Consider the following 14064-nt stretch of genomic DNA (forward strand, 5'->3'; position numbering starts at 1 on the left):
GCGGGTTGCACCCGCCCTACGCACTTCAGCGAACGGTCACCACCACCTTGCCCACGGCCTTGCGCTGGCCGAGGGCATCGATCGCTTCGCCGCCGCGCTCCAGTGGCAAGGTCTGCGACACCAGTGGCTTGAGTTTGCCTTCGGCATGCCAGGCGAACAGTTGCTGGAAGTTCGCGGCGTTGTCCTGCGGCTGGCGCTGGGCGAAGGAGCCCCAGAACACGCCGATCAGCGAGGCGCCCTTGAGCAGTGGCAGGTTGGCTGGCAGCGCCGGGATGCCGCCGCCAGCGGCGAAGCCCACCACCAGGAAACGGCCGTTCCAGGCGATGCTGCGGAAGGCTTCCTCGAACAGCGGGCCGCCGACCGGGTCGTAGATCACATCGACGCCCTGGCCGCCGGTGAGGCGTTTCACTTCGTCCTTGAGGCTCTGCTCGCTGTAGTTGATCAACTCGTCGGCGCCGGCGTTGCGCGCCACTTCCAGCTTCTCGGCACTGCTCGCGGCGGCGATCACCTTGGCGCCCATGGCCTTGCCGATTTCCACCGCCGCCAGGCCGACGCCACCGGAGGCGCCGAGCACCAGCAGGGTTTCCCCTGCTTGCAGATTGGCGCGCTGCTTGAGGGCATGCATCGAAGTACCGTAGGTCATGCTGAACGCCGCAGCGGTGGTCAGATCCATGCTCTTGGGCACCGGCAGCACGTTGTAGGCCGGCACGGCGACCTCTTCGGCGAAGCCGCCCCAGCCGGTCAGCGCCATCACCCGATCACCGGCGCGCAGGTGGCTGACCTTCTCGCCGACGGCCTTGACCAGGCCCGCTACCTCACCGCCCGGGGCGAAAGGGAAGGGTGGCTTGAACTGGTATTTGCCCTCGATGATCAGCGTATCGGGGAAGTTGACCCCGGCAGCCTGCACCTCGATCAGCACCTCGTTCTTCTTCGGTTCGGGGCTCGGCAGGTCTTCCAGTACCAGGGTGTCGGCGGGGCCGAAGGCTTTGCACAGCAGGGCTTTCATGAAGGTCATTCCTCTTGCAGGGTGCCTTGCAGTGTAGAAAGCACCTGCTGCGGGTCAACGACGATGCCCGAGCCTGATAGCCCGGCATAAGCGCCGGGCTTGGGTGCTGGCCTGTGGATGGCTATGCTAGGCAGATCCCAGATGGAGTGCCTGCCGTGAAACTGTTGACCGCCCTGTTGTTGAGCCTGTCGATCTGCCTACCTGCCCTGGCCAACTCGGAGAAGAAGGAAGAGGTACCCACCACGCTCTACTACAACCTGACCCCGGCGCTGATCGGCAACCTGGCTGATCAGGGAGCGCGGCTGAAGTTCTACAAGGCCGATGTGTCCCTGCGCGTCACCGGCACCGAGGCCGAAGACAAGCTCAAGCTGCATGAGCCGCTGATCCGGCATCAGTTGGTGATGCTGTTCTCGGCGCAGACCAGCGATGTGATCAACGCCCCCGATGGCCGCGAGAACCTGCGCCAGGAAGCCCTGAAAAAAGTGCAGGATGCGATCAATGCCGAAGAAGGCAAGCCGGTCGTCGAAGATCTGCTGTTCAACAACCTGATCATTCAGTAGCCGTTAGTCCTGCAGGCTTCACGAAGGCCGCACGCAGTGGCCTTCGCGGCTGAAGCCGCTTACGCCATCTGCGCCAGGGTCTTGCGAAAGCGCGTCAGCGCGGCGAGGAAGAACAGCGCGCCGATCGCCACGATGGCCAGCAGTTGCGGCCAGACGATGGCCAGCCCCGCACCGCGATAGAGAATGGCCTGGGCCAGGTCGACGAAGTGGGTCGTCGGTGCGGCGAGCATGATGTGCTGCACCAGCTCGGGCATGCTCTCGCGTGGCGTGGTGCCGCCGGAGAGTATCTGCAGCGGCAGCAGTACCAGGATGATCAACAGCCCCAGCTGTGGCATCGAGCGTGCCACGGTGCCGAAGAAGATGCCCATGGAGGTGGTGGCGAACAGGTGCAGCGCCGCCCCCAGCAGGAACAGGGCGATGGAGCCTTCGATCGGCACCTGCAGCCAGCCTTGCACCACCAGTAGCAGCGAGAGCGCGGCGGCTGTCAGCACCACCAGCCCCATCGACCAGACCTTGGCTAGCATGATTTCCAGTGGCGTCACCGGCATCACCAGCAGGTGCTCGACCGTGCCGTGCTCGCGCTCGCGGATCAGCGCCGCGCCGGTGAGGATGATCGACAGCATGGTGATCTGGTTGATCACTTCCATCACCGAGCCGAACCAGGCGCGCGTCAGGTTCGGGTTGAAGGCCACGCGCATCGCCAGTTCCGCCTGCTGCGGCAGGCTGGCGCGGTAGCGGCGGACGAATTCGGCGATCTCATCGGCTGCGATGTTCTGGATGTAGCCGGCGCCGGTGAAGGCCATGCTCACCTGGGTGGCGTCGACGTTCAGTTGCACGGCTGGCGAGCGCCCGGCCAGCAGGTCGCGCTGGAAGTTCGGCGGTATGTTCAGGGTGAAGGTATAGCGCCCGGCGTCCATGCCTCGATCCATTTCGCTCAGGTCGATGTGTTCCGGTGTGCGGAAGAACGGTGGCTGAAAGGCCTGCACCAGGCGTTGCGAAAGCTGCGAGCGATCCTCGTCGACCACCGCGATGGCCGCATTGTGCAGGCTCTCCGGCATGCTGGTGGCCGAGGAATAGACGCCCATGCTGAAGGCCCAGACGATCAGGAGCAGCAAGGCGTAGTCATGCTGCAGGCTGCGAAACTCCTTGAACCCCAGGTGCAGGATATTGGCCAGTTGGCGCATCTCAGGCCTCCTGCTTCTTCAGTAGGCTGACGCACAGCGCCAGCAGCAGCGGAATGGTCAGCGCCAGCGGGATGAAGTAGCCGTACAGCTCGCCGAGGCCAAGGGCCTTGGAGAATACGCCGCGGCTGATAACCAGAAAGTGCGAGGTGGGGTAGAGCTGGCCGATCACGGCGCCGGCGCCTTCCAGCGACGACACTGGGTAGATCAGCCCGGAGAACTGGATGGCCGGCAGCAGTGTGACGATGGCGGTGCCGAATACGGCGGCGATCTGGCTGCGGGTGAAGGTGGACATCAGCAGCCCCAGCGCGGTGGCGCAGCCGATGTACAGCACGCCGCCCAGCAGCAGGGTCAGTGGGCTGCCCTTGAGCGGCACGTGGAACACCGTGACCGCCAACAGCACCAGCAGGACGAAGTTGAGCAGGCCCAGGCCGATATAGGGCAACTGCTTGCCGAGCAGGAACTCCAGGCGCGTTACCGGGGTGACGTAGAGGTTGATGATCGAGCCCAACTCCTTCTCGCGCACCACGCCGAGCGCTGTGAGCATCGCCGGAATGAGCATCAGCAGCATGGGGATCACCGCCGGCACCATGGCCTTGAGGCTCTCCACGTCCGGGTTGTAGCGGTAGCGCACTTCCAGCCTGGCCGGGCTGGCGGCCGCCGCTTGCGGTGAGCGCCGCGCCAGCTCTTCCAGGTAGGCGGCGTGAATGCCCTGCACGTAGCCCTTGATGGTTTCCGCGCGGGTGGGCATGGCGCCGTCGATCCAGATGCCCACTTGCGGTACGGCGCCACGCTTGAGGTCACGACCGAAGTTCGGCGGCAACTCCACCGCCAGGCTGATCTCGCCGCTGCGCAGGCGTCGTTCGAGGTCGGCGTAATCGCTCAGTGGCGGTTTCTCGATGAAGTAGCGCGAGCCGGAGAGGTTGAGCACGTAGTCCTGGCTGGTGGTGGTCTGGTCGCGGTCGAGCACGGCGAAGGTCAGATCCTCGACATCCAGGCTGATGCCGTAGCCGATGATGAACAGCAGCAGAACGGTGCCGAGCAGCGCCATGCTGCCGCGAATCGGGTCGCGACGCAGCTCCAGCGATTCACGGCGGGCGTAGCTGAGCAGCCGGCGCAGGCTGAAGCGACGACGCAGGGCGGCGCCAGCGCCGGTGGGAGGTTCGTTGACCGGCGTCGTGTCGTCGGCAGCGGTGGCGTTGCCTGCGGCTTCCTCCAGGTAGGCGATGAAGGTCGCTTCCAGGGTCGGCAGGCCGCGCTTTGCCATCAGGCCTTGCGGCGTATCGCTGTCGAGCACCTTGCCGGCGTGCATCAGCGAGATGCGGTCGCAGCGCTGCGCCTCGTTCATGAAGTGGGTGGAGATGAAGATGGTCACGCCATCGCCGCGCGACAGGTCGAGCATCAGTTGCCAGAAGCCGTCGCGCGCGATCGGATCGACGCCCGAGGTGGGTTCGTCGAGGATGAGGATCTCCGGTTCGTGGATCACCGCCACGGCCAGCGACAGGCGCTGGCGGATGCCCAGCGGCAGGCGCTCGGGCAGCATATCCATGACCGCGCCGAGGTCAAAGCGCCGGGCCATGGCATCGACGCGCTCGCCGATGCGCTCACGCGGCACGTGGAACAGTTGCGCATGCAGCACCAGGTTCTGCCGCACCGTCAGCTCGCTGTACAGCGAGAAGGCCTGGGACATGTAGCCGACGCGCTGGCGCGTGGCCATGTCGCTGGGGTCGATGGCCTGGCCGAACAGCAGCGCTTCGCCCTCGCTGGCCGGCAGCAGGCCGGTGAGCATCTTCATGGTGGTGCTCTTGCCGCAGCCGTTGGAGCCGAGGAAGCCGAAGATTTCCCCGCGCTCGATACGGAAATTCACTCGATCCACCGCGACGAAATCGCCGAAGCGGCAGGTCAGCCCGCGCGCCTCGATGGCGATCTCGCCGTTGACGGCATTGCTGCGGGGCGGAATCTGCAATTGCTGGTGGCCCTGGCGTTTCTCCTCCGGCAGCAGGGCGATGAAGGCTGCCTCCAGATCCTGGCAGGCAGTGCGCTGCAGCAACTCGGCGGGGCTGCCTTCGGCCAGCACACGTCCATCGTCCATTGCCACCAGATGATCGAAGCGTGCCGCTTCCTCCATGTAGGCGGTGGCCACCAGCACGCTCATCTGCGGGCGCTGCTGGCGGATGCGGCCGATCAGCTCCCAGAACTGGTTGCGCGACAGCGGGTCGACGCCGGTGGTGGGCTCGTCGAGGATCAGCAGATCCGGGTCATGGATCAGCGCGCAGCACAGCCCGAGCTTCTGTTTCATGCCGCCGGAGAGCTTGCCCGCCGGGCGTTCGCGAAAGGGCGCCAGGCCGGTGCTGCGCAGCAGGTCGTCGATGCGCGCAGCGCGTTCGGCGGCGCCCTGGCCGAACAGGCGGCCGAAGAAGTCGAGGTTCTCCACCACTGACAGCGTGGGGTAGAGATTCTTGCCCAGACCCTGCGGCATGTAGGCGATCTGCGGGCAGACGTTGCGGCGATGCGCGCCGCTGGCCATGTCGCCACCCAGTACGTCGACGCTGCCGTCCTGAATCTTCCGTGCGCCGGCGATCAGCGCCAGCAGGCTGGACTTGCCGACGCCATCCGGGCCGATCAGGCCGACCATGCAGCGCGCCGGGATGCTCAGGTCGACGGCATCCACCGCGCGGGTGGCGCCATAACGCAGCGCGACTCCTTGCAGGCGGGCGACGGGCTCGGCCGTAGCGTTCATTGCGGAACCTTGATCGCCAGATGTTCGGGCCAGGCCACCTCAGGATCGAGGCGCAGGTAGGCCATGCCCGGCACGCCGGTCTTCACCTGGGCCAGGTGCTTTTGCAGCAGTTCAGGATCGATGCGTGCCTTGACGCGGAACATCAGCTTCTCGCGCTCGTTGGCGGTTTCCACGGTTTTGGGTGTGAACTGGGCGACGCTGGCGACAAAGCTGACCTTGGCCGGAATCACGTACTGCGGCACGGCGTCGATCACCAGACGCACTTCGCTGCCGAGGGCGACGCGACCGGCCAGGCGCTCGGGTAGGAAGAAGGTCATGTAGACGTCGGTGAGATCCACCAGATTGAGCACCTTGCCACCCGCGCCAAGCACTTCGCCTGGCTGTGCCACGCGGTACTGCACGCGACCGGCACGCGGCGCGCGCAACTGGCTGTCATCGATATCGGCCTGCAGACGCTCGACGCTGGCGCGGGCCGCTTCCACTGCCGAGCGGGCTTCCTCGACCTGGGCCTGGGCGGCACTGATACCGGCACTCGCCGAGGCGACCTGAGCATGGGCTGCGGCCAGTGCGGCCTGGCTGCTTTGCAGGCGCGCCAGGTCATCATCGAGCGTCTGCTGCGGCAGGGCGTTGCGTTTGACCAGGGTGGCGCTGCGCGCATGGCGCTTCTGCGCGGCGTCCAACTCGGCCTGACGCTGGCGCACCACCGCTTCGGCGCTGAGCTTCTCGCTTTCGCGCAGGGTGACCTGGGCCACGGCGGTACGCTCGGCGTTCTCGGCTTGACGCACCTGGGCCTGGGCCTGCTGCAACTGGGCGTCGAGCACCTGGGTGTCCATCCGCGCGACGACCTGGCCTGGCTCGACGAAGGCGCCTTCGTCCACCTCGATGCTGGCCACACGCCCGGCCAGCTTGGTGGCCACGTCCACTTCGGTGGCTTCGATGCGTCCGTTACCGCTGGCGAAGCCTTCGCCGAGGCCTGTGGGGCGCAGCTCGAACCAGAGCAGGGCGGCGAGGGCGGCGCAGGCACAGAGGATCAGGGCGCGGGTGACAAGGCGTTGATTGAGGCTCATGGCGCGACGGCTTCCTTGGCTGACTGCGGTCAGTATGGACAATACGCCGCGCGGCCATGCTGATATGAGTCAAATCGTCGCCGGCTGGCGGGTTCTGTCGCGCCAGGTTTCAGTGCGGTTACGCCCATCGTGCTTGGCCTGATACAGCGCCTGGTCGCAGTGCGCGAGCAGCTCGCCTGGGCGGTCGTCCTGCACCGGCTCGGCAGCCGCGATACCGATGCTCAGGGTCAGGCGCCCAAGTGGGCTGCCCGGATGGCCGATATGCAAGTCGGCGATGGCGGCATGCAGGCGCTCGGCGACCTGTTCGGCGCCGAGGTGATCGGTGCCGGGCAGGATCACCACGAACTCTTCGCCGCCGTAACGGCAGGCGATATCGCCCTCACGTTGCAGGCTGCCTTGCAGTACCTCGCCGACCTGGCGCAATGCGTCATCGCCGGCCAGATGACCGAGGGCATCGTTGTAGGCCTTGAAGTAGTCGATATCCACCATCAGCAACGCCAGTGGCGCGGCGTTGCGCCATTGGCTGCGCCACAGCGCCAGCAGTTGCTGGTCGAAGTAGCGGCGGTTGTACAGGCCGGTCAGACCGTCCAGCTGCGACAGGCGTTGCAGCTGACCCTCCAGCTGCAGGCGCTCGCTGTTGTCGCGTGACACGGCAATCAGGTACTCGCGGTCGTGCAGGCGCACCAGCTGGGTGTTGATCTCGGCGGGTTGGCGGCTGCCATCGCGGCGAATCAGTTCACGCTGGAAGATCCGCGTCAGGTTGTCGCGTTGGGCCTGATGCGCTTGCTCCAGCCAGCGGTGAAAGCCGGGCATCAGCTTTTCCGGCGCGTCGCGCAGCAGCTCGGCGAACTGTTCGGCGCGATAGCCCAGGCTGGCGTACGTGGCCTGGTTCATGTGCAGCAATTCGCGGGTCGCGGTATCGAAGATGAACAGGCCGTCGTGGCTGAAGTCGGTGAGATCGAGCACCAGTTGCAGGCGCTCGCGGTTCTCGCGCAGACGCTGCTCGATTTCCTCGCGCCTGTGGGCTTCGATCTCCAGCAACTGGTTGGCGTGCTGCTGGGCTCGCGCGCGCAGGCCGTTTTGCAGGGCCAGCGCCAGGGCCGCGACCAGCAGCAGGCTGATCACCAGGCCGCTACCGAGTACCAACTGCGGCAGCGGGGTTTCGAGCTGAGCGAGCAGGGCGGGTGTCGGGCTCAAATAAAGGCTGAAGTTCTGGTTGTTGAGCAGGTTGAGGGTGACCGCGCTCCCCGGTGCGTCCGCTCCGCTGGCCTGGGCGTGGCGATAGATTGGCTGGCCGTGCTCGAGCAGCTCGAGGGTGAAGGTGCCCTGGTCGAGATGGGTAAGCAGCTGATCCATCAACGGCTTGACGCGAAAGACCCCCTGCAGGAAACCATCGAAGACGCGTTGGCCGTCCTGCGTGCGATACAGCGGTGTATAGAGGATGAAGCCGCGGCCGCCCTGCACCAGTTCGAAACTGTTGGAAAAGCGCTGTTCACCGCTGTCGCGCGCCTGCATGGCCAGGGCGTAATTGGGGTGGCTGGGCTCGAGACGGAAATTGATCGCGGCTTCGTTACCCTTCACCGGCAGCAGCCAGTGCATGCGCAGCTCCGGGCCCTGCCACTGGATCGACTGATAGGCGGGAAAGCCTGCCAGGGTGCGATTGACTTCTTCTTCCCAGCTGTCGCGCGGCAGACGATCGAAGGTGTTCCACAGGCGGGCGATGCGTTCCAGGCTGGCGACCTCCTGTTGCAGCGAGTTTTCCAGTTGGCGCGCCAGGCTGCGCGCCTGGTAGTCGATGCGCTCGTCGATACGCTGCTGCTGTTCGCGGGCGAGCTGGTACCAGAGCAGCGTGCTGGAGCCGCAGAGCAGAATCAGCAGCAGGGCCAGCGCCACACGCGCTGGCCAGGCGGAAGGGGCCGTCATGGCAGGGCTCCGGCAAGGGGGCGATATTGAGGGTTCACGGCTGCAGTCGAGTCAGCGCATGGCCAGGATCGCCTGCCACTGCGCTTCGCTGACCGGCATCACCGAGAGGCGGCTGGCACGTTGCACCAGCGGCATTTCCAGCAGCAGCGGGTTGTTCTTCAGTGCTGGCAACGGCAGCACGTCATCGAAAGCTTCGACGAAGGCAACGTCCAGTGCGCTCCAGGGATTCTTCTCAGCGCTGGCCTTGGCATCGTGGTAATGACTCTGAGGGTCGAGCGCCGTCGGGTCCGGGTAAACCTCGCCGACGATGCGGGCGATACCCGCGATGCCTGGGCGCGGGCAACTGGAGTGATAGAAGAAGAACAGGTCATCCGGTCGCATCGACCGCATGAAGTTGCGCGCCTGATAATTGCGCACGCCATCCCAACGCGTCGTGCCGAGGCGTTCGAGGTCATGGATGGACAGTTCGTCGGGTTCAGATTTCATCAGCCAATAAGGCATGAACTTTGCTCCTGCAGGCGTGTCCGTTGGCGGACATCAATTGAGGGTAGACCGTCCGACGACCGGTTGGCGTCAGAAATTGCGAAGCGTTGTCAGCTGGCGGAAAATGCCCGGCTAAACGCGGGGGACGTCGGACTAAATAGAACAATAATGCCGCGGTTCACGCGCAGAATTGCCTGGAAGGGGGAGGCAATCAATGAAACGCAAGCCAGATCTATTGTGGGTTCTCGTCATACTGTTCGGCCTGGGCATGGTTACCACGGGTTACACCCAGAGTCTCCTGGATCGTCAGAACGACGTTCCAGCCAAGGTTTCGCAGCAGCCCTAGGCCGCTCCGAGTCTCAGCGCCGCAGGGAGTGCGGCACGCTTCTAATCGCGATACCACGCCTTGTTCGTCACCGTTGCCTGCAAGGGCACATCCCAACTGGCCATCGCCAGTGCATCCACTCGCTGACACTCATGCGCCAGGCCCAGTAGCGTCGGCTTGTGCCAATTCTTGCGCTGGCGCAGATAGGCCAGGCTACGGTCATAGAAGCCGCCACCCATGCCGAGGCGTCCGCCTCGGTCATCGAAGCCGACCAACGGCAACAGCACCAGATCCAGCGCCCAGATCTTGCGCTGGCGGGCCGGTTGCGGCCTGGGTTCGAGGATGCGGAAGCGATTACCCGCCAGTTTCTCGTGCCGAGTGATGCGCTGGAACACCATCTTGGTGCGTGGCCAGGCACTGAGCACCGGTAGGTAGGTGTGCTTGCCGCGCCGCTGGGCTTCGCGCAGCAGGGGGCGCGGGTCGATCTCGCCGTCGTTGGGCAAGTACAGAGCGATGTGTCGGGCTCGGCGAAATTGCGGCTGTTGTGCCAGTTGACGGTACAACCCCTGGGCGGCCTGGCGTTGGGCGCTGGTGGACAGCGCCCGGCGTTTTTGGCGCAGCAGGCGACGCAGCTGCGGACGGCTCAAACCGGCAGATTCGATCATGATTGGCTATCGCGCTGGTGAAGGCGCCGGCGCCGAGTGGCGCGGGCGAGAGAAGGAGTGACTCCCCGGCATGCCGCTGTCGGTTTAGCCCTTGAACCCGAAAGTTCAAGGTGGAGGTTGCAGGAGGCGTTAAGGCTTTCCGTCAGGCGGACATGCACACCGGCCCCAACTTGCAACCCCCGTGGTTGTGCGTATCGGCTCAGGGACATCACCGACTGGCGCACACTCCAGGGAGCGGTGGCCAGTATACCCGATGAGAGCGGCTTGCGGGCACCGCACGACGAATCGGCCTGCATGCCGGGTGATCAGGACGCTTTGGGATCGTCGGTGAGGGCCTGATCGACGCGGTCGAGCAGATCACGCACCTGCTGGCGGGTCGAGCTGGCATCCATATCCAGGCGCTGCTGCTTGTGCAGCAGGTCATGGGTGATGTTCAGGGCGGCCATGACCGCGACGCGGTCGGCGCCGATCACCTTGCCGCTGGTGCGGATCTCCCGCATCTTGCCATCCAGGTAGCGGGCAGCGCTTTCCAGGTTGGCGCGTTCTTCCTGCGGGCAGGCGATGCAATATTCTTTGTCCAGGATATGGACGGTCACGGTTTTGGATTGGGTCATGTGTCCTGCTCCAGGGCTTTGAGGCGCGAAATCATCGATTCGACCTTGTGCCGGGCCAATTCGTTCTTCTCGATCAGATGGGCACGTTCCTCGCGCCAGGCCTGTTCATTCGCCAGCAGGAGTCGGTTGTGGGCCTTGAGCTGCTCGACCCGCTGGATCAGCAGCTCCAGTTTGGTGGTCAAAGCTTGCAGGTCGGCGTCTTCCATGGGCTCTCGCTACGGGAGGGAATGGCTGGACTATATAGGCGTGTCGCGCCAGCAGGTCAAACCAGCTGGCGAACAGGCCGCGTGCACCCAGGCGGCCGCAGATGGCCTTGGCTCGCCTGGCGGTGCTAGGATACGAGGCCTCCATTCTAGAGATTGCGCCGCCTGGCGCCTAGCTGCCCATGTCGACTTCCCGTTCTCCCTACGCCGCCTTCGCCGCTCTCTTGAGCAGCGCGGGGCACACTGTCTCACCCGCCGAATTGCACGGCCTGCTGCTCGGGCGCAGTTGCGCCGGCGCCGGCTTCGAGCCCGGCCCCTGGCTGGTCGATGCCGCCGAGTTGCTCGGTGGCGAGCCACAGGACAGCGTACGCCAGGCGCTGATCGGCCTGCAGGAGATGGTCAAGGGTGAGCTGTGCAGCGAAGACATCACCGTGGTGCTGTTGCTGCCGGACGACGAAACGCCGCTGGCCGAACGTGCCACTGCTCTCGGCCAATGGTGCCAGGGCTTTCTCGGTGGCTTCGGTCTGACCGCCCGTGACGGCGCGCTGAGCGCCGAAGCCATGGAAGTGCTGCAGGATCTGTCCGCCATCGCCCAGGTGCAAAACGCACTGGACGAATCCGAGGACGGCGAGAGCGACTATATGGAGGTGATGGAATACCTGCGCGTCGCGCCGCTGCTGCTGTTCTCCGAGTGCGCCAAGCCGGACGCCGCCGCACCGAAACCTTCCCTGCACTGACAGTCATTCGTTGGAGCCTGCCGTGATCAGCATTCCCAAGTCCGAATATGCCCGTCGGCGCAAGGCGCTGATGGCGCAGATGGAACCCAACAGCATCGCCATCCTGCCGGCGGCACCTGTGTACATCCGCAATCGCGATGTCGAGCACACCTACCGTCAGGACAGTGATTTCCAGTACCTCACCGGCTTCCCCGAGCCGGAAGCGGTGATGGCGCTGATCCCCGGCCGCGAACATGGCGAGTACGTGTTGTTCTGCCGTGAGCGCGATCCCGAGCGCGAGCTGTGGGATGGTCTGCGTGCCGGCCAGGACGGTGCCGTGAGCACCTTCGGCGCCGACGATGCCTTCCCCATCGGCGATATCGACGACATCCTGCCGGGGCTGATCGAAGGCCGTGAGCGGGTCTACTACGCCATCGGTTTCAACCAGGAGTTCGACCAGCGGCTGATGGAGTGGATCAACCATATCCGCGCCAAGGCCCGCCAGGGCGCCACGCCGCCGAACGAGTTCGTCGCCCTCGACCACCTGCTGCACGACATGCGCCTGTACAAGTCGGCCGCCGAAGTGAAGGTGATGAAGGAGGCTGCCGAGATCAGCGCGCGCGCCCATATCCGTGCCATGCAGGCCAGCCGCGCCGGCCTCTACGAATACCACCTGGAAGCCGAGCTGGATTACGAGTTCCGCAAGGGCGGAGCGAAGATGCCGGCCTACGGCAGCATCGTCGCGGCCGGCAGGAACGCCTGCATCCTGCACTACCGCGAGAACGACGCGCTGCTCAAGGATGGCGACCTGGTGCTGATCGATGCCGGTTGCGAGATCGACTGCTACGCCAGCGACATCACCCGCACCTTCCCGGTCAGCGGCAAGTTTTCGCCCGAGCAGAAGGCCATCTACGAACTGGTGCTGAAAGCCAACGAAGAGGCCTTCAAGCACATCGCCCCCGGCAAGCACTGGAACGAAGCCCACGAGGCCACCGTGCGAGTGATCACCGCCGGCCTGGTGGAACTGGGCCTGCTCAGCGGCGACGTCGATGAACTGATCGCCTGCGAAGCCTACAAGCCTTTCTACATGCACCGTGCCGGCCACTGGCTGGGCATGGACGTGCACGATGTCGGCGACTACAAGGTCGGCGGTGAGTGGCGTGTGCTCGAGCCGGGCATGGCCATGACCGTCGAGCCGGGCATCTATATCGCCACCGACAATGACAAGGTGGCGAAGAAGTGGCGCGGTATCGGCGTGCGCATCGAGGACGACGTGGTGGTGACCAAGAAGGGCTGCGAGATTCTCACCAATGGCGTGCCGAAGTCGGTCGCCGAGATCGAGGCGTTGATGGCTGCCGCGCGCAGCGAGGCGGCCTGAGCCCATGACCCAGGTGAATCTGGCGATCATCGGTGGCGGCCTGGTGGGCGCCAGCCTGGCGCTGGCTCTGCAGGAAACCGCGCGCCAGCGCGGCTGGCGCATCGCCCTGATCGAACCTTTCGCCCCCGGCAATGCCTACCAGCCCAGCTATGACGCGCGCTCCACCGCGCTGTCCTATGGCAGCCGGCTGATCTACGAACGACTCGACCTCTGGCAAGCCATTGCCCAGCGTGCCGAGCCGATCCTGCAGATTCACGTGTCCGACCGTGGTCGTTTCGGCGCCACCCGCCTGCAGGCCATCGAAGAAGGTGTGCCGGCTCTGGGCTACGTGGTGGAGAACGCCTGGATCGGCCATTGCCTGTGGCAGGCGCTCGACCCGCAAGTCGTGCAGTGGCATTGCCCGGCCGAAGTCACCGCCATGCGCCAGATCGAGGCCGGCTACCGCCTGCAGCTGAACGATGGCAGCAGCCTCGATTGCCAACTGGCGGTGCTCGCCGATGGCGGTCGCTCCGGCCTGCGTGAGCAGCTCGGCATCGCCGTCAACCAAACGCCCTACGGTCAGAGCGCCATCATCGCCAACGTCAGCCCACTGGAAGCTCATCGCGGCCAGGCTTTCGAGCGTTTTACCGATGACGGGCCGATGGCCATGCTGCCGCTGGATGGCAACCGCTGTGCCCTGGTCTGGACGCGCGACAGCCGCGATGCCGAGCGGCTGATGAGCTTGAGCGAACGCGCCTTCCTCGACGAGTTGCAGCAGGCCTTCGGCTATCGCCTCGGCGCGTTGCGCCAGGTCGGTACGCGGCACCTCTATCCGCTGGCGCTGGTGGAAGCGCAGGAGCAGGTGCGCCCGAATCTGGTGGTGCTGGGCAATGCCGCGCACAGCCTGCACCCCATCGCCGGCCAGGGCTACAACCTGTCGCTGCGCGATACCCAGGCCCTGGCCGAAGTGCTGAGCGACAGCCAGGCTGCGCTGGGCGATTACGCCACGCTGCAGCGCTATCTGCAGCGTCAGCAACTGGATCAACAGTTGACCGTCGGCTTTTCCGACCGGGTGACCCGCCTGTTCAGTACCGCTCAGCCGCTGCTGGCTACCGGGCGCAATCTAGGCCTGCTCGGCCTGGATCTGCTGCCGCCGGCCAAGCGCTGGTTCGCTCGTCAGGCGATGGGCATGGGTACGCGAAGCCTGTGATGACCAAGGAATGA

General features: G+C 65.2%; 13 protein-coding genes and 1 other RNA gene. 4 read left to right on the forward strand and 10 right to left on the reverse strand.

What is annotated here, in order from left to right:
* Positions 1-25 precede the first annotated feature (25 nt).
* A complete protein-coding gene (locus ACODS1_RS22620) occupies positions 26-1006 on the reverse strand; it encodes an NADPH:quinone oxidoreductase family protein (protein ID WP_489087417.1) in 981 nt (326 codons plus the stop codon).
* A 155-nt stretch (positions 1007-1161) separates the two neighbouring features.
* Here ACODS1_RS22620 and ACODS1_RS22625 point away from each other — a divergent pair, with 155 nt between their 5' ends.
* Positions 1162-1566: a flagellar basal body-associated FliL family protein gene (locus tag ACODS1_RS22625; protein ID WP_322981846.1), complete on the forward strand. Its 405-nt coding sequence runs from the start codon at positions 1162-1164 to the stop codon at positions 1564-1566.
* Positions 1567-1625: 59 nt separating this feature from the next.
* On the opposite strand, the gene ACODS1_RS22630 is transcribed toward ACODS1_RS22625, so the two are convergent.
* From ACODS1_RS22630 to ACODS1_RS22670, 9 genes are all read right to left on the reverse strand, one after another.
* Positions 1626-2750 carry an ABC transporter permease gene (locus ACODS1_RS22630; RefSeq protein WP_489087418.1) on the reverse strand — a complete coding sequence of 375 codons (1125 nt, stop codon included), beginning with the start codon at positions 2748-2750 and terminating at the stop codon, positions 1626-1628.
* 1 nt (position 2751) lies between these two features.
* Entirely contained in the window at positions 2752-5487 is a 2736-nt protein-coding gene (gene rbbA, locus ACODS1_RS22635) for a ribosome-associated ATPase/putative transporter RbbA (protein WP_489087419.1), read from the reverse strand.
* Positions 5484-6554, reverse strand: coding sequence for an HlyD family secretion protein (locus ACODS1_RS22640; RefSeq protein ID WP_489087420.1), 1071 nt, complete (start codon positions 6552-6554; stop codon positions 5484-5486). The genes rbbA and ACODS1_RS22640 overlap by 4 nt, the downstream gene beginning before the upstream one ends.
* A 69-nt stretch (positions 6555-6623) precedes the next feature.
* A complete protein-coding gene (locus tag ACODS1_RS22645) occupies positions 6624-8477 on the reverse strand; it encodes a sensor domain-containing diguanylate cyclase (RefSeq protein ID WP_489087421.1) in 1854 nt (617 codons plus the stop codon).
* A 51-nt stretch (positions 8478-8528) separates the two neighbouring features.
* Positions 8529-8978, reverse strand: coding sequence for an EVE domain-containing protein (locus tag ACODS1_RS22650; RefSeq protein ID WP_322981851.1), 450 nt, complete (start codon positions 8976-8978; stop codon positions 8529-8531).
* A gap of 369 nt (positions 8979-9347) precedes the next feature.
* On the reverse strand, positions 9348-9950 hold the full coding sequence (locus tag ACODS1_RS22655) for a 5-formyltetrahydrofolate cyclo-ligase (RefSeq protein WP_489087422.1): 603 nt from the start codon (positions 9948-9950) through the stop codon (positions 9348-9350).
* A 58-nt stretch (positions 9951-10008) separates the two neighbouring features.
* Positions 10009-10187, reverse strand: a non-coding RNA gene (ssrS, locus tag ACODS1_RS22660) — 6S RNA.
* A 68-nt stretch (positions 10188-10255) separates the two neighbouring features.
* Positions 10256-10564, reverse strand: coding sequence for a cell division protein ZapA (locus ACODS1_RS22665; protein ID WP_489087423.1), 309 nt, complete (start codon positions 10562-10564; stop codon positions 10256-10258).
* The gene (locus ACODS1_RS22670; protein WP_322981854.1) at positions 10561-10770 is read right to left on the reverse strand and encodes a TIGR02449 family protein; all 210 of its coding nucleotides are present in this window, start codon (positions 10768-10770) and stop codon (positions 10561-10563) included. The genes ACODS1_RS22665 and ACODS1_RS22670 overlap by 4 nt, the downstream gene beginning before the upstream one ends.
* 179 nt (positions 10771-10949) lie before the next feature.
* On the opposite strand from ACODS1_RS22670, the gene ACODS1_RS22675 reads away from it, so the two are divergent.
* From ACODS1_RS22675 to ubiH, 3 genes are read left to right on the forward strand one after another with little or no spacing between them, the layout of a single operon-like run.
* Entirely contained in the window at positions 10950-11504 is a 555-nt protein-coding gene (locus tag ACODS1_RS22675) for a YecA/YgfB family protein (protein ID WP_489087424.1), read from the forward strand.
* Positions 11505-11526: 22 nt separating this feature from the next.
* Positions 11527-12861, forward strand: a complete 1335-nt coding sequence (gene pepP / locus ACODS1_RS22680; protein ID WP_489087425.1) for a Xaa-Pro aminopeptidase — start codon at positions 11527-11529, stop codon at positions 12859-12861.
* A 4-nt stretch (positions 12862-12865) separates the two neighbouring features.
* Entirely contained in the window at positions 12866-14050 is a 1185-nt protein-coding gene (ubiH, locus tag ACODS1_RS22685; RefSeq protein ID WP_322981857.1) for a 2-octaprenyl-6-methoxyphenyl hydroxylase, read from the forward strand.
* Positions 14051-14064: the final 14 nt, after the last annotated feature.

This window comes from Pseudomonas sp. FG29, assembly GCF_057809355.1.